The 20,786-nt window shown below is 72.9% G+C and carries 15 protein-coding genes, 3 tRNA genes and 1 pseudogene; 8 read left to right on the top strand and 11 right to left on the bottom strand.

Annotation, left to right across the window (positions count from 1 at the left end; all coding sequences use genetic code 11):
* Positions 1-38: 38 nt before the first annotated feature.
* Complete coding sequence (locus tag OG730_RS28290) at positions 39-1,361, bottom strand: MFS transporter (RefSeq protein WP_327306874.1); 1,323 nt, start codon at positions 1,359-1,361, stop codon at positions 39-41.
* A 163-nt stretch (positions 1,362-1,524) separates the two neighbouring features.
* Here OG730_RS28290 and OG730_RS28285 point away from each other — a divergent pair, with 163 nt between their 5' ends.
* Positions 1,525-2,700 (top strand): carboxylate-amine ligase, encoded by a 1,176-nt coding sequence (locus OG730_RS28285; RefSeq protein ID WP_327306873.1) that lies wholly within the window; start codon positions 1,525-1,527, stop codon positions 2,698-2,700.
* Between the two features lie 268 nt (positions 2,701-2,968).
* Here the strand turns inward: OG730_RS28285 and OG730_RS28280 are convergent, their stop codons facing one another.
* The 4 genes from OG730_RS28280 to OG730_RS28265 all read right to left on the bottom strand — a co-directional run bounded on the left by OG730_RS28280 (position 2,969) and on the right by OG730_RS28265 (position 5,654).
* Positions 2,969-4,216, bottom strand: coding sequence for an MFS transporter (locus OG730_RS28280; protein ID WP_327306872.1), 1,248 nt, complete (start codon positions 4,214-4,216; stop codon positions 2,969-2,971).
* Positions 4,217-5,238: 1,022 nt separating this feature from the next.
* Positions 5,239-5,315 (bottom strand) — tRNA-Ile (locus OG730_RS28275).
* Positions 5,316-5,503: 188 nt separating this feature from the next.
* Positions 5,504-5,576 (bottom strand) — tRNA-Asn (locus OG730_RS28270).
* 5 nt (positions 5,577-5,581) lie between these two features.
* A tRNA-Asn gene (locus OG730_RS28265) sits at positions 5,582-5,654 on the bottom strand.
* A gap of 146 nt (positions 5,655-5,800) precedes the next feature.
* Between OG730_RS28265 and OG730_RS28260 the strand changes: the two genes are divergently transcribed.
* Complete coding sequence (locus tag OG730_RS28260; protein WP_327306871.1) at positions 5,801-6,109, top strand: YtxH domain-containing protein; 309 nt, start codon at positions 5,801-5,803, stop codon at positions 6,107-6,109.
* Positions 6,110-6,259: 150 nt separating this feature from the next.
* The gene (locus OG730_RS28255; protein ID WP_327306870.1) at positions 6,260-7,699 is read left to right on the top strand and encodes an FGGY family carbohydrate kinase; all 1,440 of its coding nucleotides are present in this window, start codon (positions 6,260-6,262) and stop codon (positions 7,697-7,699) included.
* A gap of 57 nt (positions 7,700-7,756) precedes the next feature.
* Here OG730_RS28255 and OG730_RS28250 read toward each other — a convergent pair whose 3' ends face one another.
* Positions 7,757-8,122 (bottom strand): cupin domain-containing protein, encoded by a 366-nt coding sequence (locus OG730_RS28250; protein WP_327306869.1) that lies wholly within the window; start codon positions 8,120-8,122, stop codon positions 7,757-7,759.
* A 232-nt stretch (positions 8,123-8,354) separates the two neighbouring features.
* Here OG730_RS28250 and OG730_RS28245 point away from each other — a divergent pair, with 232 nt between their 5' ends.
* Both OG730_RS28245 and OG730_RS28240 read left to right on the top strand, forming a co-directional pair.
* A complete protein-coding gene (locus tag OG730_RS28245) occupies positions 8,355-10,088 on the top strand; it encodes an ABC transporter ATP-binding protein (RefSeq protein WP_327306868.1) in 1,734 nt (577 codons plus the stop codon).
* Complete coding sequence (locus OG730_RS28240) at positions 10,085-12,010, top strand: ABC transporter ATP-binding protein (RefSeq protein ID WP_327306867.1); 1,926 nt, start codon at positions 10,085-10,087, stop codon at positions 12,008-12,010. Before OG730_RS28245 ends, OG730_RS28240 begins: the two co-directional genes overlap by 4 nt.
* A 65-nt stretch (positions 12,011-12,075) precedes the next feature.
* Here the strand turns inward: OG730_RS28240 and OG730_RS28235 are convergent, their stop codons facing one another.
* Positions 12,076-13,191, bottom strand: a complete 1,116-nt coding sequence (locus OG730_RS28235) for an RNA polymerase sigma factor (RefSeq protein WP_442815037.1) — start codon at positions 13,189-13,191, stop codon at positions 12,076-12,078.
* Between the two features lie 175 nt (positions 13,192-13,366).
* On the opposite strand from OG730_RS28235, the gene OG730_RS28230 reads away from it, so the two are divergent.
* Both OG730_RS28230 and OG730_RS28225 read left to right on the top strand, forming a co-directional pair.
* Positions 13,367-13,972 (top strand): nucleotidyl transferase AbiEii/AbiGii toxin family protein, encoded by a 606-nt coding sequence (locus OG730_RS28230; RefSeq protein ID WP_327306865.1) that lies wholly within the window; start codon positions 13,367-13,369, stop codon positions 13,970-13,972.
* Positions 13,973-13,990: 18 nt separating this feature from the next.
* Positions 13,991-14,569 (top strand): nucleotidyl transferase AbiEii/AbiGii toxin family protein, encoded by a 579-nt coding sequence (locus OG730_RS28225; protein ID WP_327306864.1) that lies wholly within the window; start codon positions 13,991-13,993, stop codon positions 14,567-14,569.
* On the opposite strand, the gene OG730_RS28220 is transcribed toward OG730_RS28225, so the two are convergent.
* The 4 genes from OG730_RS28220 to OG730_RS28205 form a co-directional block, all read right to left on the bottom strand.
* The gene (locus tag OG730_RS28220; RefSeq protein WP_327306863.1) at positions 14,566-16,695 is read right to left on the bottom strand and encodes a molybdopterin oxidoreductase family protein; all 2,130 of its coding nucleotides are present in this window, start codon (positions 16,693-16,695) and stop codon (positions 14,566-14,568) included. The genes OG730_RS28225 and OG730_RS28220 overlap by 4 nt on opposite strands.
* Before the next feature lie 163 nt (positions 16,696-16,858).
* Positions 16,859-17,680 carry a glucose 1-dehydrogenase gene (locus OG730_RS28215; RefSeq protein WP_327306862.1) on the bottom strand — a complete coding sequence of 274 codons (822 nt, stop codon included), beginning with the start codon at positions 17,678-17,680 and terminating at the stop codon, positions 16,859-16,861.
* A gap of 15 nt (positions 17,681-17,695) precedes the next feature.
* Positions 17,696-18,412 (bottom strand): SanA/YdcF family protein, encoded by a 717-nt coding sequence (locus OG730_RS28210; protein WP_327306861.1) that lies wholly within the window; start codon positions 18,410-18,412, stop codon positions 17,696-17,698.
* A 162-nt stretch (positions 18,413-18,574) separates the two neighbouring features.
* Positions 18,575-19,591 (bottom strand): hypothetical protein, encoded by a 1,017-nt coding sequence (locus OG730_RS28205; RefSeq protein WP_327306860.1) that lies wholly within the window; start codon positions 19,589-19,591, stop codon positions 18,575-18,577.
* A 230-nt stretch (positions 19,592-19,821) separates the two neighbouring features.
* Here OG730_RS28205 and OG730_RS28200 point away from each other — a divergent pair.
* Positions 19,822-20,753 (top strand): annotated as a pseudogene (locus tag OG730_RS28200) (sirohydrochlorin chelatase).
* Positions 20,754-20,786: the final 33 nt, after the last annotated feature.

Below are 20,786 nucleotides of genomic sequence, written 5' to 3'. Positions count from 1 at the left end.
CCGGAAAGGCGGTCGCCGCCGGATCCCGCCCGGCGCTCTCAGGCCTGCGGCGAGCGGGCGTCGTACCGGGCGAACCCGCGCCACCGCGCGGCCAGCAGCGCCAGTACGAGTACGCAGCCCAGGCCGCCTCCCGTGATCGCGACGGCCGGGGAGGTGAGCTCGGCGGTGGCCCCGGCGAGGAAGTCCCCGAGCCGGGGCCCGCCGGCCACGACCACGATGAAGACGCCCTGCAGGCGGCCCCGCATCCCGTCCGGGGTCGCGGCCTGCAGCATGGTGGTGCGGAACACCATCGAGATGCTGTCGGCGCATCCGGCCAGGGCCAGGAAGAGCAGCCCGAGCCAGAGGTTCCGGGTCAGCCCGAAGACGGCGATGGCCAGCCCCCACGCGGCGACGGAGAGCAGGATGGCCACCCCGTGCCGGCGGATCCGCCCCTGCCAGCCCGACAGCAGCCCGCCGAGCAGCGCCCCGACGGCGGGGGCGGCCACGAGCAGCCCGACCGTCTTGGCGTCGCCGCCGTACCAGAGCACGGCGACGGCCGGGAACAGCGCCTTCGGCTGGGCCAGCACCATGGCGGCCAGGTCGGAGAAGAAGGTCATCCGGATGTTCGGCCGGGTCCCCAGGAAGCGCAGGCCGTCGAGTACGGAGGCCCGCCCGGTGCGGTCGCCCGACCCCTCGGGCTTCATCGGCGGCAGCCGCCACGTCGCGTAGAGGGCGGCGCCGAAGGTGAGGGCGTCGATCAGGTACGCGGCCTGGTAGCCCCACCAGCCGACGATGACCCCGCCCAGCGCCGGACCGGCCGTCATGCCGAAGGTCATGACCACGGAGTTCAGGGCGTTGGCGGCGGGCAGCTGCTCGGCCGGCAGCAGCCGCGGGATCATCGCGGACCGGGCGGGCCCGTTGAGGGCCCCGCAGAGGGACTGGAGCGCGACGACGGAGTACAGCAGCCAGACCCGGTGGTAGTCCAGGAGCGCGGCGCCGGCCAGGGCGAAGGACAGGGCCGCCAGGCCGAGCGCGCTGACGAGGCCGAGCTTGCGCCGGTCGACGGTGTCGGCGATGGCCCCGCCGTAGAGCCCGAAGGCGACCAGCGGGACGAGCGAGCAGAGCCCGACGAGTCCGACGGAGAAGCTGGAGCCGGTGATCTCGTAGACCTGGAGCGAAATGGCCAGGGCCGTCATCGCCTGGCCCAGCCAGGAAACGATTCCGCCGAACCAGAGCCGGCGGAAGTCCGGAGAGGTTCTCAGCGGGGTGAGGTCGGCCCATATGCGGCGCCGGGGACGGGTGGACGGAGCTGGAGCGGTCGTACGGGTCACAACGGATGATAGGCAGCCGCCGCCGGGAGCCCGGCTGCGCGGACTGCGCATTCACGCACGCGCAACACTCACCCCACCCGGAACCGGGGCCCCGCGGCGGCCGGATCCTTGCCGCTAACTCGCCACTATCACCGGACATTTGACCGAATAGACGTGCGCTCCTCGCCTGAAGTTCAGCTCATGATGAAAAGACTCGTATGTCCAGGGAGGCGCAGTGATCGAACCTGGCACCAGCACCACGAGCACCGGCACCACGAAGACGGGGGCACCCCGCGCGACCGCGACCGCTCCGGTCTTCCCCCTCACCCTGGGCGTCGAGGAGGAGTTCCTCCTCGTCGACGCCCGCACCCTGCGGGTGGTCCCGGCCGCCCCGCTCGTCCTGTCCACCGCCGCGGGGCTCCCCCACGAACTGCATCCCGAAGGCACCCGCTACCAGGTGGAGATCTCCACCCCCGTCGCCGACTCGGCCGCGATGCTGCGGAGCGAGCTCGCCGGCCTGCGCCGCACCCTCGCGCGGGCCGCCCGCGCCCACGGCTGCCGGCTGCTGGCCGCGCCCTCGCCGGTGGTCGCCCTGGAGGGACCGCTCCACCTGACCGACGACGAGCCGCGCCAGCGCGAGCAGGCCCGTCGGTTCGGCGCGCTCACCGACACCCTGGTCAGCTGTGGCCGGCACATCCACATCGGCACCCTCGACGTGGACACGGCGGTGGCCGTCTCCAACCGGGTCCGGCCCTGGCTGCCCACCCTGATCGCACTGTCGGCCAACTCGCCCTTCTGGGGCGGCCGCGACACCGGCCACGCCAGCTGGCGGGCGATGGCCTGGGCGGGCTGGCCCTCGGCGGGGCTACCTCCGCACTTCGACTCGACGGCCCACTTCCGGCGCTCGGTGCAGACCCTGCTCGGCTCCGGGGCCGCCCTGGACACCAAGATGGTCTATTGGGACCTCCGGCCCTCGGGAAACTGGCCGACGCTCGAGCTGCGGGCCCCCGACATGTCCCCGGACATCGACTCGGCCATCCTCCAGGCCGAACTGGCCCGCGCCCTCGTCGCGACGGCCCTGCGCGAGATCGCCGAGCAGCGGCCCGATCCACCCGTACGGGAGGACGTACTGCGCCTCGCGCGCTGGCGGGCGGCCCACGACGGCCTGGAGGGCTTCGGCCTGGACCCGTACACGGGCGTCGAGCTCCCGGCGGCGGACCTGGCGGAGGCCCTGCTCGACCTGGTGGCCCCCGAACTGGCCGCGTCCGGCGACCTCGACCACGCGGCGAGGACCATGGCCGGCCTCCTGCGCGACGGCTCGGGCGCCCATCGCCAGCGCACGGCCTTCGCCCGCCGCGGCGACCTGAAGGACGTCCTGCGCCACCTGGCGGACGAAACGGAGGCCTCCTGACCGGAGGACCGGAGGACCGGAGGACCGGAGCCTCGGAACCCCGGAGCCCGGGAGCTCCGGCGGTGCGAGCACCGCGCCGGGGCCGGCCCGTCCCCGCCTCCCGCCGGGCGGCCCGCGCTCAGACGGCCCCGTGGGCGATGAGGCTGCGGGCGCAGTCCAGGACCGTCTCCCGGGCCGGGCGCGGCTGCCAGCCGAGCAGGCGCCTGGCCTTCGGGCCAATACACCTAGGGCCTGTCGTCGAACTCCCGCACCAGGCCGCCCCTCCCCCTCACGCGGGCGGCTCCGCCCGTCGCAGGGAGCGGACCGCCGGGACCGAGAGCAGCACCGCGAAGGTCACGACCGCGACCAGGGTGGATACGTACAACAGCGTGCGCGCGCCGATGAGCCCGGCGACCGGGCCGGCCAGGGCCTGGCCCACGGGGAAGGCGATGAGGGAGCCGGCGACGTCGTAGGCGTAGACCCGGTTCAGCACCGCCGACGGGACCTGGGACTGGACGCTCGTGGCCCACATGACGCTCCAGAACGCCCAGGCGGCGCCGCCGACCACGAAGCACGCGCACGTCGACCAGAGCGGGAGCCCGAGGGCGTTGGACAGGGGGAGGACCACCCAGGCGAACATCGCGACCGCTCCGGCGACCAGCGGCCGCCGGGGGCGCAGCCGCATGGCGGCCAGACCGCCCAGGACGTTGCCCGCCCCGAACGCCGTCCAGACCAGGCCGAGGCCGGTCGCCCCGTGCTCGCTCGCGACCAGGAGCGTGGTGAGGGGGCGCAGCGGGCCGAAGGTCGTGATGCCGTTGACGGCCCAGGCCAGGATGACGACCCAGAGCCAGGTACGGGAGCGGAACTCGTGCCAGCCTTCGAGGAGGTTGCGCGAGGTCGACGTCTTGCGGTCCGGGGCGGGAGCGGGGGCGAGCCGCAGCAGCAGGAGACAGAGGCCGCTGACGGCGAAGGTCGCCGCGTCGACGGCGAGCACCAGGGCCACGTCGAACACCGCGACCAGTACGGCGGCGAAGGTCGGCCCGGCCATCGAGGCGACGGCCTCGGCGACGCGGATGGTGGCGTTGGCCCGCTGAAGGTCCTTCGCCACTTGGGGAACCATGCTGGCGACACCCGGCTGGAACGCGGCGGAGGCGGTACCGCTGCCCGCCGCGAGGAGGAGCAGCAGCCAGAGCGGGGCGTGCCCCGTGGCGAACGCGGTGGCGGCGGCGATCTGCAGGCAGCACCGGGCGGCGTCCGCGCCGATCATCATGCGGCGGGGCGTGAACCGGTCGGCGAGCACCCCGCCGAACAGGATGAGCACGGCGAACGGCAGCATCTGCGCGGCCAGGACGAAGCCCACCCCGGAGGCCCCGTAGCCGAGCTGCACGACGCCGTACATGAGCGCCACCGGCAGCATGGCGTCACCGAGGAGCGAGACCAGGCGGGCGGTGAAGTACAGCCGGAAGTTCTTGGTCCACAGCGGCGGCGCCGCCGCTTCCCCGGCGGCATCGGCGGTCAGGGTGCGAGCGGGCTCCATACGACTCCCCCGTACATCTGGAATTGTCCCCCTTGAGCCCGTTCACTTCGTGACCGTGTTTGCGTCATTGCATCCAGATGGCAGTGCGGAGAACCATCACTTTCAAGTCGCCCCAGAGGCTAGAGGACCCCGAACGCGCAAAACAAGGCAGATTCCGATCAGCCGACCCGGCCCCAATTCCCCCGAAAAACCGCCCCACCCGACGCCATTCACCACGCGAGCACGGAGCCGCCCACCACCGCCGGCACGGACCCGCCCGCCAGGACCTCCACGCACCTGACCAGCCGTCACGACCCGCCGCACGACGCCCTGCCGCCCTCCCAGCCGGGAGGCACAGACGGTCCGCCCGAAGCCCCGAGGCCGACCGGGCGCCGACAGCGAAGAAGGAATCCGCCCTTTTGGAGGAGAACTGGTCCGCTCCGATACATCTCCGGAAAATGCTCGCCCATATCACCCGAGACGGGCAGCACGCCGCCACCGCAAAAACCGACCCGAATTCCCCACCGGCAGACCACGACCTCACTCCCCGGCCGCCACGCACGGAATGCCGGACCCGTTCGGGCCCTTCGGCCTCTGCCGGGCCCTCAACCTGCCCGCCGAGGCTGCCGCGTTGCGCGACGCGAGGGCGGAGGGGGTTCCACGGCGGCGGCCATGCCGAGGACCCGTGCCCGTACGGCCTTCGGCTCGCCACGGGGTGCCGACCCCCCACGCGGAAGGCTCTGCCGGTTCGCCCCCGTCGTTGGGCCGGATGAAGCCGCCGCCCTCCGGCCGTGGCCAAGGAGATCGTCGTGGCCGACCGGGAGCCGTACGAGTCCGCTCCGAAGGCGGACGGCCGCGCGGGCACCATCGACCCCGACAGGCGCACCGTCCGAGGCCCTACGGGCCCACGGGGCGCGGCAGAACCGGGATGCCGGAGCGGCCGGAGCGGCCGGGGTGGCCGGAAACGGGAAGGTGCCCCGACCCAGGAAGTTTGGGCGAGGCACCAAGGTTGCTGGTCGCAACGTTTCTGCGGGCCAGCTGCGTGGTGGGGCGGGTGGGACTCGAACCCACGGCCGACGGATTATGAGTCCGCTGCTCTAACCGGCTGAGCTACCGCCCCTTCACGGCGTGGCGCGTACATGTGTGCGCGCCGTCTGCCGCAGCATAGCCGCTCATACGATCTCCCGCCTCGGATGCCTCGCATGATCGGCTTCGCCTGCCCAGAGAGACCGCGCAGGGCCCTGCGCGGTTGCGCGTGGAGGGCAGGAAAAAGAAAAAGGACCCACCTGGGGTCCTCGTTCCTTCTTGCTCCCCCGACTGGACTCGAACCAGTAACCTGCCGATTAACAGTCGGCTGCTCTGCCAATTGAGCTACAGGGGACCGCGCTCCCCCGACTGGACTCGAACCAGTAACCTGCCGATTAACAGTCGGCTGCTCTGCCAATTGAGCTACAGGGGATTGCTGCGTTGCACCGAACAGCCCACCTCTGGCCTTGGCCAGGGGGCGAGCGCCCGTTGCGAGTCATAGATTAGCGCAAGCAGGGGGGTGCTCCGCCAATCGGTATCGCCAGCGGGCCGGGCACCACACGACGAAGGGTGGCAGGCATGCGGTACAAGGTCACGTTCGCGGTCGGGCTGGCCCTCGGGTACGTGCTCGGGACCCGGGCCGGACGCGAGCGGTATGAACAGTTGAAGAAGTCCGCGCGCGAGTTCGCGCAGAACCCGGCCGTCCGGAACGCCGCCGAGAGCGCAGGTCAGAGCGGCCGGGAGTTCGCCGGCAAGGCCTTCGCCGCGGTGAGCGAGAAGGTGGGCGACGCGGTGCCGGACTCCCTCTCCGGGCGGGTACGGGGCCTGCGGGCACGGGTCGGCGGCAACGGCGCGGGCGAGGACGACTGGGGCACCAGCAACACCTGAACGGGTTCGGTCCGGCGCGGGGTCCTCTTGCGGGGACCCCGCGCCGGGTCCCCCTAAGAGGACCCCCCGGGGTTCCACATAAGGGACGGGGCCCGTTCCGGGCGCTCCGGGGCGGTCGAGCCCGTCCCCGCGTGCGGCAGAATTCTCCGCATGGGGATAGTCGCCGGGCTGGACAGCTCTTCCACGTTCACACGCATCGTCGTCTGTGACACCGAAACGGGCGCCGTGCTGCGCCAGGGGTACGCCCCTCATCCGCAGCCCACCGGCGAGGCGGTGCCGCACGAGACCGATCCGCAGGCCTGGCTGCTCTCGCTCGGCGAGGCCGCCGGCGGCGGGCTCCTCGAAGGGGTGCAGGCCATCGGGGTCTCCGCGCAGCAGCACGGCGTGCTGCCGCTGGACGCGCAGGGCGGCCTCGTGCGTCCCGCCCTGATCGGCAACGACAAGCGCGGCCAGGCGGCCGCCGCCGAGCTGATCGAGTCCTTCGGCGGCCGGCAGGCCTGGGTCGAGGCCATCGGCTCCGTCCCCCATGCGGCGCAGCCCGTGGCCAAGCTCGCCTGGCTGGCCCGTACCGAGCCGGAAGCGGCCCGGCGGGTGGCCGTGCTGATGTCCCCGCACGACTGGCTGGTGTGGCAGCTGCTGGGCCGCCCGGCCCGGCGGACCACCGACCGCGGTGGCGCCTCCGGCACCGGCTACTGGTCGGCGGCCGCCGGCGCCTACCGCCCCGACCTGGTCGAGCTCGCGCTGGGGCACCGCGCGCTGCTCCCCGAGGTGCTCGGCCCGGCCGAAGCCGCCGGGACCACGCCCGAGGGGCTGCTGATATCCGCCGGCACCGGCGAGACCATGGCGGCCGCGCTCGGGCTGGGCATGGGACCCGGCGACGCCGTGGTCTCACTGGGCGCGTCCGGATCGGTGATGGCGGTGCACCACGAGGCGCTGTCGGAGCCGGGCGGGCTGATCACCTCCCTCGCGGACGCCACCGGGCTGCACCTGCCGGTGGTGAACACGCTGAACGCCGTACGGGCCCTGCGCGGCACCGCCGAACTGCTCGGCACCGATCTGGAGGGGCTGAGCGAGCTCGCGCTGAAGTCGACGCCGGGCGCGCACGGACTCGTGCTCCTGCCGTACCTGGAGGGTGAGCGGACGCCGAACCTGCCGCACACCGCCGGGACCCTGTCGGGGCTGCGCCGGGATTCCATGAAGCCGGAGCACCTCGCGCGGGCCGCCTTCGAGGGCATGCTCTGCGGGCTGGTCGACGCGATCGACGTGCTGCGCAGCCGCGGGGTGGAGATCCGCCGGGTGTTCCTGCTCGGCGCCGCCGCCGAGCTGCCGGCCGTACAGGCCTTCGCGCCGGGGCTGTTCGGCACGCAGGTCCTCGTCCCGGCGCCGGCGGACTACGCGGCCCTGGGCGCGGCCCGGCAGGCCGCGTGGGCCCTCGGCCTGGCGCAGGGCGGTGCGGCCTCGAAGACCCCGCCGGTGTGGCCGGCGCCCGCGGCGCAGCTGTTCGAGCCGGACGAGGAGTACCCGGCCTGGCAGGGCGCGCGCCAGCAGTACATCGCGACCCGGGACCAGATCCACCCCGGAGCGTTCTGACCAAAGGCCGGCCGACCAACCAGCCAGCCGGCCGAGGCCTGCCGCCCGACCGGGGCGTCAGCCGAGCTGCGCCTTCACGTGCTCGACGACCGCCCGGAACTCCTCCGTGGGCGAGAAGTCGAGGTACTCGGTGTCCTCCAGGGCGACCGGGGCGTGGCCGGGCGGCCAGTAGCAGGCCTCCCCGGCCGAGTAGACCTGGTCGCCGTCCTTCGTGTGCATCAGGAGCCGGCCCTTGATCACGTAGGCGTAGTGCGGGCACGGACACAGGTCGTCGGGCAGGCCCTTGAACGCCGGGGTCATGTCGACGCCCTTGTCGAAGCGCCCGAACGCGACGGAGAACCCGCCGCCGAGCTCCAGCACGCGCAGTTCGGCGCCGTTGCCCTCCAAGAGGACGGGAATCTGTTCCCGTTTGGCTGCCGTCATGGTTCCTCCACGGCCGCTGATCCGTCCCGAGACCTCCCCTCCCCCATCGTCCTCCCGGCACCGGGCGTCGGCGCGGTGGCCGCCGGCCCGTAACCCGGCGGGAACCCGGCCTACGCCCTCCCGCGCCCTGCCTACTCCTTTTGACCGGGCTTTACGAAAAGCGGTGGGTTCCGGCCGCCGGTTGGCAGAAGATGGAGTGAACCCCCTCGATCATGCCGACCGGAGCCTGCGCGTGCTCATACGACTTCTGCGGACCCACCTGGGCCCGTACCGGAAACCGATCTCCGTACTGGTCCTGCTGCAGCTGCTGCAGACCAGCGCGAGCCTCTACCTGCCCACCCTGAACGCCGACATCATTGACAACGGTGTCGTCAACGGCGACACCGGCTACATCCTGCGCTTCGGCGCCCTGATGCTCGGCGTCTCGCTCGTGCAGCTCGTCTGCAACGCCGGCGCCGTCTACTACGGGGCCCGCACGGCCGCGGCCTTCGGCCGGGACGTCCGGGCCGGCGTCTTCGACCGCGTGCAGAGCTTCTCCGCGCGTGAGCTCGGCCACTTCGGCGCCCCGTCGCTGATCACCCGTACGACGAACGACGTGCAGCAGATCCAGATGCTCGTGCTGATGACCTTCACCCTGATGGTCTCCGCGCCGATCATGTGCGTCGGCGGCATCTTCATGGCGCTCTCGCTGGACGTGAAGCTCTCGGGCGTCCTGCTCGCCGTCGTCCCGATCCTCGGCCTGTCGGTCGGCGCGATCGTGCTGAAGACCCGCCCGCTGTTCCGCAAGATGCAGACGCGGCTGGACACGGTCAACCGGGTCCTGCGCGAGCAGATCACCGGCAACCGGGTGATCCGCGCCTTCATCCGCGACGACTACGAGAAGGAGCGCTTCCGCGAGGCCAACGCCGACCTCACCGGCGTCTCGCTGGCGGCCGGCAAGCTGCTCGCGCTGATGTTCCCGACCGTGATCGTGGTCGTGAACATCTCCAGCGTCGCCGTCGTCTGGTTCGGCGCGATGCGCATCGACTCCGGCGACATGGAGATCGGCCAGCTGACGGCCTTCCTCGCCTACCTGATGCAGATCGTCATGTCCGTGATGATGGCCACCTTCATGTTCATGATGGTGCCGCGCGCCGAGGTCTGCGCCGAGCGCGTCCAGGAGGTCCTGGACACCGAATCCAGCGTGGTCCCGCCCACCGACCCGGTCCGCAAGCTGCTCCACCACGGCCGCCTCGAACTGCGCGGCGCCGACTTCCGCTACCCGGGCGCCGAGGCCCCCGTGCTGCGCGGGGTCGACCTCGTGGCCCGGGCCGGCGAGACCACCGCGGTGATCGGCTCGACCGGCAGCGGCAAGTCCACGCTGCTGGGGCTGATCCCCCGGCTCTTCGACGCGACCGGCGGCGACGTGCTCGTCGACGGCGAGGACGTACGGCGCCTCGACCCGGACCTGCTCGCCAGGACGGTCGGCATGGTGCCGCAGAAGCCGTACCTCTTCTCCGGCACCGTCGCCAGCAACCTGCGCTACGGGCGCCCCGACGCCACCGACGAGGAGCTCTGGCACGCACTGGACGTCGCGCAGGCCAAGGGCTTCGTGTCCGAGCTGGAGGGCGGGCTCGACGCGCCGATCGCCCAGGGCGGCACCAACGTCTCCGGCGGCCAGCGCCAGCGGCTCGCGATCGCGCGCACACTCGTACAGCGCCCGGAGATCTACCTGTTCGACGACTCCTTCTCCGCCCTGGACTACGCCACGGACGCGGCGCTGCGCTCCGCGCTCGCCCGCGAGACCGAAGAGGCGACCGTGGTCATCGTCGCCCAGCGGGTCTCCACGATCCGCGACGCGGACCGGATCATCGTCCTCGACGAGGGGCAGGTGGTGGGCGAGGGGCGCCACCACGAGCTGATGGCCGGCAATGAGACCTACCGGGAGATCGTGCTCTCCCAGCTGACGGAAGCGGAGGCGGCGTGAGCGGGCCCGGAGGACGGATGATGATGGGACCGCCGACGACGCGGTCCATGGACTTCAAGGGCTCGGGCAAGCGGCTGCTGAGTGCGCTGGCGCGGGACCGGGCCAAGCTGTGGGGCATGATCCTCGCGGTCGTCGGCAGCGTCGCCGCGTCGGTGACCGGGCCCAAGATCCTCGGCGAGGCCACCGACCTCGTCTTCGCGGGGATCGTCGGCCGGAGCATGAAGGAGGGCCTCACCAAGCAGCAGGCACTGGACGGTCTGCGCGCCAGGGGCGAGGGCGGGATGGCGGACATGCTGTCCGGCACCGACTTCACCCCGGGCAAGGGCATCGACTTCGGCGCGGTCGGGGTGGTGGCGCTGTGGGCGCTGGCCGTCTTCACGGTCGCCGGCCTGCTGATGCTGGTCGCCACCCGGCTGTCGAACCAGATCATGAACGGCACCGTGTACCGGATGCGCGAGGAGCTGCAGGCGAAGCTGTCGCGGCTGCCGCTGTCGTACTTCGACCAGCAGAAGCGCGGCGAGGTGCTCAGCCGGGCCACGAACGACATCGACAACATCGGGCAGACGATCCAGCAGACGATGGGTCAGCTGCTCAACTCGCTCCTGACGATCGTCGGCGTGCTGGCGATGATGTTCTGGATCTCGCCGCTGCTGGCGCTGGTCGCGCTGGTGACCATCCCGGTGTCCGCGTACGTCGCCGCGAAGATCGGCAAGAAGTCGCAGCCGCAGTTCGTGGCGCAGTGGAAGTCCACGGGCGCCCTGAACGCGCACGTCGAGGAGATGTACTCGGGCCACACCCTGGTCAAGGTCTTCGGCCGGCAGAAGGAGTCCGCGGCCCTGTTCGCCGAGCAGAACGAGGCGCTGTACCGGGCCTCCTTCAAGGCGCAGCTGGTCAGCGGGATCATGCAGCCGGTGATGCTGTTCATCTCGAACATCAACTACGTGCTCGTCGCGGTCGTCGGCGGTCTGCGGGTGGCCTCGGGCACCCTGTCGATCGGTGACGTCCAGGCCTTCATCCAGTACACGCGCCAGTTCTCCATGCCGCTCACGCAGGTCGCCTCCATGGCGAACCTGGTGCAGTCCGGCGTCGCCTCCGCGGAGCGGGTCTACGAGCTGCTGGACGCGCCCGAGCAGGAGGCGGACGCGGAGGTTCCGGAGCGCCCGGAGAACCTGCGCGGGCAGGTCACCTTCGACAAGGTCGCCTTCCGCTACGAGCCGGACAAGCCGCTGATCGAGAACCTCTCGCTGAGCGTCGACCCCGGACAGACGGTCGCGATCGTCGGCCCGACCGGCGCCGGCAAGACCACGCTGGTCAACCTGCTGATGCGGTTCTACGAGGTCACGGGCGGGGAGATCGCCCTCGACGGGGTGGACATCGCCAAGATGACCCGCGAGGAACTGCGCAGCGGCATCGGCATGGTGCTCCAGGACACCTGGCTGTTCGGCGGCACCATCGCCGAGAACATCGCCTACGGGGCCACGCGCGAGGTCACGCGCGCCGAGGTCGAGGAGGCCGCGCGGGCGGCCCACGCCGACCGGTTCGTCCGTACCCTGCCCGAGGGCTACGACACGGTGCTGGACGACGAGGGCGCCGGCGTCAGCGCGGGCGAGAAGCAGCTGATCACCATCGCGCGGGCGTTCCTGTCCGACCCGGTGATCCTCGTGCTCGACGAGGCGACGAGCTCGGTGGACACCCGTACCGAGGTGCTGATCCAGAAGGCGATGGCGCGCCTCGCGCACGGCCGTACGTCCTTCGTGATCGCGCACCGGCTGTCCACGATCCGCGACGCCGACCTGATCCTGGTGATGGAGAGCGGCTCGATCGTGGAACAGGGCACGCACGAGGAGCTGCTGCTCTCGGACGGCGCGTACGCGCGGCTGTACGCGGCGCAGTTCGCGCAGGCGGTGGCCGAGGTCGACTAGCGCGGCCGGTACCGGGAGGGGCGCCCTACGGGGCGCCCCTTTTCCGTACCCGCCCGCGTACGCGCTCAGTCCAGGTAGCCGCGCAGCTGGTCCGCGAAGGCGTGGTCGCGGAGCTTGTTGAGGGTCTTGGACTCGATCTGCCGGATCCGCTCCCGGGTCACCCCGAAGATCCGCCCGATCTCCTCCAGGGTGCGCGGCCGCCCGTCGGCGAGTCCGTAGCGGAGCTGGACCACTTTGCGCTCCCGCTCGCCGAGGGTCGAGAGCACCGCTTCCAGGTGCTCGCGGAGCAGGAAGAACGCGGCCGATTCGACCGGTGAGGCGGCGTCCCCGTCCTCGATGAGGTCGCCGAGCGCGACATCGTCCTCCTCACCCACGGGTGCGTGCAGCGAGATCGGCTCCTGGGCGAGACGCAGGACTTCCAGCACCCGCTCGGGGGTCAGCTCGAGGTGGACGGCGACCTCCTCGGCGGTGGGTTCGTACCCCCGCTCCTGGAGCATGCGGCGCTGGACGCGCACGACGCGGTTGATCAGTTCGACGACGTGGACGGGGACGCGGATGGTCCGGGCCTGGTCGGCGAGGGCGCGGGACATGGCCTGGCGGATCCACCAGGTGGCGTAGGTGGAGAACTTGTAGCCGCGGGCGTAGTCGAACTTCTCGACGGCGCGGATCAGTCCGAGGTTCCCCTCCTGGACCAGGTCGAGCATGGTGAGTCCGCGGCCGACGTAGCGCTTGGCGACGGAGACGACGAGCCGCAGGTTCGACTCGATGAGGCGGCGTTTGGCCATGCGGCCCATGACGACGAGCTTGTCGAGATCGAGCGTGAGCTGCAGGTCGAGGGCGGCTCCGCCGCCGAGCTTCTCCTCCGCGAACAGTCCCGCTTCCACGCGCCGCGCGAGCTCGACCTCCTCGACGGCGGTGAGCAGCGGGATCCTGCCTATCTCGCGCAGGTACTGCCGGAACAGGTCGGCGGACGGTCCCGCTCCGCCGGAGCCTTCCGCCGGGCGCTTGCGCGGCGGGGGCACCTTCTCCATGAGTTCCGGGACCCCCAACTCCTCAGCCTCTTCGGCCTCTTCGGCCTCCTCCTCGTGCACGGCGTCGGCCTCGGCCTCGGCCTCGGGCTCTTCGGCCGCGGGCACTTCGGCGGGCGGGCTGACGGTGACGGTCAGGCTCTGGGTCTGCACGGGGGCGACCTCCACAGGGCTCCGAGGACGGGTGCACCGCACCTCAGTGTGGGGTACGACACATCTCTGCCACGAGGGGCGTGCGACCACTTTCTGAGTCCGGTGAGTGACCCATGGTTACCCCCGGACCAGAACCCCGATGCGGATCGGACGCATGTCCGAGAGGATCGCGGTCATGTCTGCGTACGAAACCCACGTCACCGTGCGCTGCGCCGTTCCGGCGGAGCTGGCCCGGCTCGCATCATGGTCGGCTGAGCGGGAGTTGAAGGTCACGCACATCGTGCTGGCCCGGGGCCGGATGGCCTCGCAGCCGATGCTGACGCTGCCCGACCGGGACGGGCACGAGGCGCTGGTGCCCCGGCTGCGCGCGGCCGGCTTCGACCCGGTCCGGGTCAAGGTGGAAACGGTCCCGTGGACCACGGAGCCCCCGGGGCCGGGCGGCGGGTACTTCGAGCACCACCTGAAGCTGCGGCTCCCGGCCGACCACGACCGGGCCGCCCTGGAATCCATGGTGGTCCCGCACGGGTCGCACGTGTCGTGGAACGCCCGCCGGGTCCTCCCGGGCGGGTGGCAGGAACGCTTCGTGACCCAGCGGTTCCGCGGCACCGTGCGGGGCGCGGGGGCGGCGATGGACGTGGCCTTGCGCGCGGTCGGAGCCTCGGGCGACGCCGGTTCACTGGTGCTGCGCGGCAGCATGCTGATGTCCCGGTGGTTCGCGCGGATCGCGCGGGAGCCGCACGACCTGGACTTCGTCGTGGTCCCCGCGGACTGGATGATCTAGGAGGACCGCACCGGGCGGATGCTGGACGCGATCACCGCCGGGGCCGAGCTGCTGGCCCCGTACGAAGGCCTGGTGATGCCGGCGTCGGAGGCGGTCTCCGAGTACATCTGGACGTACGAACGCGTGCCGGGCCGCAGGCTGGTCCTGCCCTGGTCCGCACCGGGGTTGCGGGGCGGACAGGTCCAGCTGGACTTCGTCTTCAACGAGCACTTGCCGGTCGCGCCCGAGCCGGTGGAGGACGCGGGGGCGCCGCTCCTGGCGGCCACCCCGGAGCTGTCCCTCGCCTGGAAGCTGGTGTGGCTGGCCGGGGACACGTACCCGCAGGGCAAGGACCTCTACGACGCGGTCCTGCTGGCGGAGAGCTGCGCGCTGCCGTACCCGCTGCTGGCGGAGGTGTTCCGGCTCTCCGGCGAATTCGAGGTCGGCGGCGGCGGGCGACAGCCGCCCGCCCCCGAGGTCTTCGAGGGGTTCGCGCAGACGGACTGGGCCGCTTTCGAAGAGGAGTACCCGGGGATCCCCGGCTCCGCCGAGTCCTACGCGGGCCGCCTGCTGAAGGCTCTGGAGCCCACCTTCGCCGGGGCTCCGGAGAACCGCTAGGCCGGTTCCACGCGGACCGCGCAGACCTTGAACTCCGGCATCCGGGACACCGGGTCGAGCGCCGGGTTGGTCAGGGTGTTCGCGCGGCCCTCGCCCGGCCAGTGGAAGGGCATGAAGACGGTGTCCGCGCGGATGGTGTCCGTGATCCGGGCCGGGGCGACCGCGCGGCCCCGGCGGGAGGTGACCGCGAGGGGGGCTCCGTCGACCGCTCCGATGCGGGCCGCGAGGCGGGGGTGGAGTTCCACGAAGGGGCCGGGGGCGGCTGCGTTGAGCTCGTCCACCCGGCGGGTCTGCGCGCCCGACTGGTACTGGGCGACGACCCGGCCGGTGGTGAGGATGAGCGGGTACTCCGCGTCCGGCACCTCGGCGGCGTCGCGGTGGGAGACGGGCACGAAGCGGGCCCGGCCGTCCTCGGTGGCGAAGCGGTCCAGGAAGAGGCGCGGGGTGCCGGGGTGGGGTTCCGGTGCGGCGGCGGGCTCGGCGGCGGAGCCGGGCTCCGCCGTCCGTGAGGGGGCCGGGCACGGCCAGAAGACGCCCTGCTCCGCCTCGATGCGGGCGTACGTGATGCCCGAGTAGTCCGCCGGGCCGCCCGCCGAGGCGCGGCGCAGCTCCTCGAAGACCTCCTCGGCGTCGGTCGGGAAGGCCTTCGGCATGCCCAGGCGGGTGGCCAGCCCGTGCAGGACCTCCAGGTCGGAGCGGACACCGGGCGGCGGGGTCAGGGCCCGGCGGCGGAGCAGGACGCGGCCCTCCAGGTTGGTGGTGGTGCCGGTCTCCTCCGCCCACTGGGTGACCGGGAGGACCACGTCGGCCAGGGCCGCCGTCTCGGACAGGACCACGTCGGCCACGGCCAGGAAGTCCAGGGAGCGGACGCGCTCCTCGACGTGGGCGGCGCGGGGGGCCGAGACCACCGGGTTGGAGCCCATCAGGAGGAGGGCCTTGACGTCGGAGCCGAGCGCGTCGAGGAGTTCGTACGCGCTGCGGCCCGGGCCGGGGAGGGTGTCGGGGTCGATGCCCCAGACCCCGGCGACGTGGGCGCGGGCCGCCGGGTCGGTCAGCTTGCGGTAGCCGGGGAGCTGGTCGGCCTTCTGGCCGTGTTCGCGGCCGCCCTGGCCGTTGCCCTGGCCGGTGAGGCAGCCGTAGCCGGAGAGCGGGCGGCCGGCCCGGCCGGTGGCGAGGCAGAGGTTGATCCAGGCTCCGACGGTGTCGGTGCCCTTGGACTGCTGCTCGGGGCCGCGCGCGGTGAGCACCATCGCGGAGTCCGGGGCGCAGAACATGGTCACCGCCTCGCGGAGCTTGGGGACGGGCACGCCGGTGATCCGCTCCACCAGCTCCGGCCAGTGCGCCATCGCGCCGGCCCGGGCCTCCTCCCAGCCCGTGGTGCGCCCGGCGATGAACTCCTCGTCGGTGTGCCCGCCCGCCACCACCAGGTGCAGCAGGCCGAGCGCCAGCGCCAGGTCCGTGCCGGGGCGCGGGGCCAGGTGCAGGTCTGCCTGTTCGGCGGTGCGCGTGCGGCGCGGGTCCACCACGATCAGCGTGCCGCCGTTCTCGCGGAGTTCCCGGAAGAAGCGGAGCGCGGGCGGCATGGTGTCGGCGGGGTTGGAGCCGACGAGGATGACGCAGCCGGTCCGGGGGATGTCCTCCAGCGGGAAGGGCAGCCCCCGGTCGAGCCCGAAGGCCCGCTGGTGCGCGGCGGCCGCCGAGGACATGCAGAACCGGCCGTTGTAGTCGATCTGCGAGGTCCCCAGGGCGATGCGGGCGAACTTCCCGAGGGCGTACGCCTTCTCGTTGGTCAGCCCGCCGCCGCCGAACACCCCGACCGCGTCGGCCCCGTACGACCGCCGCGTGCGGGCGAGGCCCTCGGCGACGGCGTCCAGGGCCTCCTCCCAGGTGGCCGGCTCCAGCCGGCCGGCGCGGCTCCGGACGAGCGGCTCGGTGAGGCGCACCCGGGAGGAGAGCACGGCGGGGGCGGTGCGGCCCTTGCCGCACAGCGCGCCCCGGTTCACGGGGAAGTCGGTCCGCTCCTCCACCGTCACGCCCGCGCCGCCGGGCTCGGGGCGCAGGTTCATGCCGCACTGCAGCGCGCAGTACGGGCAGTGCGTGGCGGTGACGGATTCCGAGGTGTGCATGGAGCCCAGCGTGCGACGGCGGTGTTACGCGGACCACCGCCGCGCGTTACAAGCCGGAATGCTCCCCCTCAGCGCCGCCCTGCGGCTCCGGTGAGGGCTGCGGCCCCGGCGGCGGGCAGCCGAATATTCGGCGGGGTGCCGGAGCCGGGGCGCTGCCGCCGGGTCACTGGCCGGTCAGGTACTTCACCGTGAGGCCCGCCGTCCAGCCGCCGTCGACCGCGAGCTCGGCGCCGGTCATGTAGCCCGCGGCGTCCGAGAGGAGGAAGGCGACGGCGGCGGCGATCTCCTCGGGGAGGCCGACGCGGCCGAGGGGGGCGCCGGGGTAGTTGCCCTCGCCCGCCTGGATGCCGACCGGGGCCGTCATCGGGGTGAGCGTCATGCCGGGGTGGACGGAGTTGACGCGGATCCGGGACTCCGCGAGCTCGACCGCGCCGATCTTCGACAGTCCGCGCACGCCCCACTTGGAGGCTCCGTAGCCGGCGGTCAGGGCGAGGCCGGTGAGGCCGGCGGCGGAGGAGATGTTGACGATGGAGCCGCCGCCGTTCTCCCGCATCAGCGGGATCGCGGCCTTGATGCCGATGAAGACGCCGACCAGGTTGATCTCGACGACCTTGCGGAAGTGCTCGACGCTCTCGTGCTCCAGGAACTGGCCGGTGGCGATGCCCGCGTTGTTGACCAGTCCGTCGATCCGGCCGAATTCGGCGACGGCGAAGGCGAGGGCCGCGTCCCAGTCGGATTCGCTGGTCACGTCGTGGCGCAGGAAGCGCGCCGCGTCGCCGAGCTTGGCGGCCGTTTCGGCGCCCTCGGCCTCCAGGACGTCGGTGATCAGCACCTTGCCGCCGCCGTCCACGACGGACTGTGCGGCCGCCGCGCCGAGGCCGCGGGCCCCACCGGTGACGACGACGACCTTGCCGCTCAGATCCACAACAGCCACGGTTCCACACCCCTGACGCACGAGACAGATCGGTATATGACTAATCGGCATACGCCGATCGCGGCGTCAGTCTGCCAGAGAGGCCAGCGCCCGCGACACCCCCTCCTCCTTCGGCCCCAAGAAGCGCGGCTCCGGCTCGAAGACCGCGTCCAGTGCCGCCTTGCCCGCAGCGAAGACCTCCCGGGCCCCGCCGTAGTACCAGGTCGCGTCGTGCACGTCGGACACCCCGATCCCGTACGAGTCCACGCCCGCCGCCCGGCACAGCGCGACGGCCCGGCGGATGTGGAAGCCCTGGCTGATCAGCACCGCGCGGTGTACGCCGAAGACCTCCCGGGCCCGGACGCAGGAGTCCCACGAGTCGAAGCCGGCGTAGTCGCTGACGACGCGGGCGTCGGGCACCCCGTGACCCGTCAGGTACGCGCGCATCGCGTCGGGCTCGTCGTAGTCTCTGCGGCTGTTGTCGCCGGTGACCAGGACGACCTTGACCTTGCCCGCGCGGTAGAGCTCGACGGCGGCGTCGAGGCGGCGCGCGAGGTACGGGGTGGGCCGCCCCTTCCACAGCCCGGCACCGAACACCACGGCCACCTCGGCGGCGGGCGCGTCGGCGGTGGTCCGCAGCCGGGGCCCGGCGGACGCGTGCGTCCACGCCGAGGGCAGCAGCGCCAGCACGCAGCCCGCCATCACCACCTGCACGGCCCGCCGCCGGGCCCGCACGGTCCGGGGCACGGTGATCCGTACGGCTTTCAGCCGCTCCCACGCCGCCCCCGGCAGACCTCGTACCATTGCGCGCCTCAATCGATCCCCCTGTTGGTCTTGCCGGTTCCAGCCGATTCTTGCCGGTGGTCCCGTCGTCTACGGACGCATGCGCGTTCCCGATGGTTTCCCGGCGGCCTCCCGTCCCCGCAGGTCACCGCGGAGCCCGGCCGTCCCCCGCCCCGGGCCTCACTACAGGCACCGCACCACGGCGTACGCCGCCCCCCGCCCCAGCGCCGGCAGCAGGAAGGAGACCCACGCCACCGCGCCCACCACCGGGTGCGGATGCCCGTACAGGGCGGGCAGGTGCAGGGCGAAGGCGAGCAACAGCGAGCCGGTCCAGCAGAGCTGGGCCCGTCCGGACCACGGGAGGGCCCTCAGCTCGTCCGTTTCCATCATCGCCGTGCCGCCCAGCCCGGCCGCCAGCAGGAACAGCGTCAGGAACGTGGCCAGGAGGCTCGCCTCGCGTGCCTCGTCCGCCTGCGGGAACGCGTCCCAGGAGGCCGGCCCGGCCACGGACCGCAGGTCCTTGCGCTCGTCGACCCGCCCCTCCAGGGCGGGCTCCGAGGGCGCCCACAGCAGCTGTACGCGGTCTCCCGCCTTGGGCTCCCGGTAGGTGTAGGCCGATGCCCGCACCCGCTGCGCCCCTGCTCCCCATCCCGCCCCCGCTCCCGCTCCCGCTCCCGCTCCCGCTCCCGGAACGGTCAGTTCCAGCAGGGCCGTCCACCCCAGGACCTGGCCCTCGCTGGTGTGCGCGTGCACCCCCGTCGGCTTGCCCGCGACCACGGCGGTCGCCACCTCCGCGCCGGCCCGCCGCAGTTCGGGCTCCGCCTCACGGTGGTGCTGCTGGAACAGCGCGACGAGGAGCGCCGCGGACATCAGGGCGGTGAGCAGCCAGACCACCACCTCCCGCGTGCGCACCCAGAGCGCCCCGGAGCCGGGTCCGGCCGTTCCGGGCCGGGGCGGGCGCTTCCGGCCCGTCTCCCACCACGCGTCCAGTGCCCGCGCCCGGGCCTCCCGCACGTCCAGGGCCGCCACCAGGGCCGTCCGCACGACGGCGGCGCCGGCCGCCGCCCCGCCCCAGAGGGCGACCCGGCCGAGCAGGTCACCCGTCCCCCAGGCGCCGAGCGACAGCACGCAGGCGACGGCGGCCGCACCGCCGGACAGCAACGCGCATCCGCGGAGCGCCCACTTCAAGAAACCGCCCATGTGTCCCCCACGCGTGCCCGTCCCCCGCCTGCCCTCGGCCGTCCCCGTGCTTCCCGGCGCCCGGCTCCCGGCTCCCCGCGCCCGGCCCGGTGTCCCGCACATCCCGGCGCCCGCGCACAGCGAAGCACGCCGCGACCCCACCCCCGCCGTCCACCCCTCTGTGAGCAGGTCGCAAACACCCGTCACGCCCGCGCAACGCACCGGCAACCTGCCGCGCGCAGGATCGGTTCATGACGGAGCCGGCGCATCCTTCCGAGTCCCTGCCCCAGCCCCTCTCCCTCCTCCCGCACCAGCCCCCGCCGTTCCTCCCCCCGCTTCCGCCCGCGACCACGGCGGAGCTGCTGACCCGGATCACCGCCCAGCTCGGTACGCAGCTCAGCGGTCTGCGTCCCCGACACCACGCAGGAGTCCTCCCATGCAGCAGCCCGCCCTCGTCGCCGTGGCCCACGGCAGCCGCGATCCGCGCGCCCTCCACACCGTCGAAGCCCTGCTCGAACGGGTCCGTGAGCTCCGGCCCCGCCTCGACGTCCGGCTCGGTCACATCGAGCTGAACCACCCGCTGCTGGACCACACCCTCGAACGGACCTCCGGCGACGCCGTCCTGGTGCCGCTGCTGCTCGGCCGCGGCACCCACGTCAAGCGGGACCTGCCGGCCGCCGCCGCCCGCGCCGGGCATCTGCGGACCCGGGTCGCCGCCCCGCTGGGCCCGCATCCGCTGCTCGTCGAGGCCCTGTACGAGCGGCTCGCGGAGGCCGGCTGGAGCGCCGGGTCGGCGGTGGTGCTGGCCGCCGCCGGATCCCGCGACCCCGACTCCGCCGCCGATGTGCGGGCCACCGCCGACCTGCTCTCGGAACGGCTCGGCGGGGTGCCCGTGGTGGCCGCCTACGCCTCGGGCACCGCGCCCTCGGTGCCCGCCGCCGTACGGGCCCTGGCCGCGCGGGGCCTCCACCGGGTCGCGGTCGCCTCCTACTTCACCGCCCCGGGCCGCTTCGCCGCCGCGAGCGCCGCCGCCTCCCCGGGCCCGGCCGCCGCCCCGCTGGGCGACCATCCGGCGCTGGCCCGGCTGGTGCTCCAGCGCTACGACGAAGCCGCCGCCGCACTCGCAGGACCCGTAGGCCGGGAGCAGCCGCAGGCGCAGCCGCTCGAGCTGGCCACCGCGTAGCGACCGGGTTGGGCGGCAATCGATCGGATTGCT

The sequence above is a fragment of the Streptomyces sp. NBC_01298 genome (assembly GCF_035978755.1).
GTDB lineage: Bacteria > Actinomycetota > Actinomycetes > Streptomycetales > Streptomycetaceae > Streptomyces.
The sequence above is the reverse complement of the archived record's forward strand: the minus strand, read 5'-3'. Positions and strand labels throughout refer to the sequence as shown.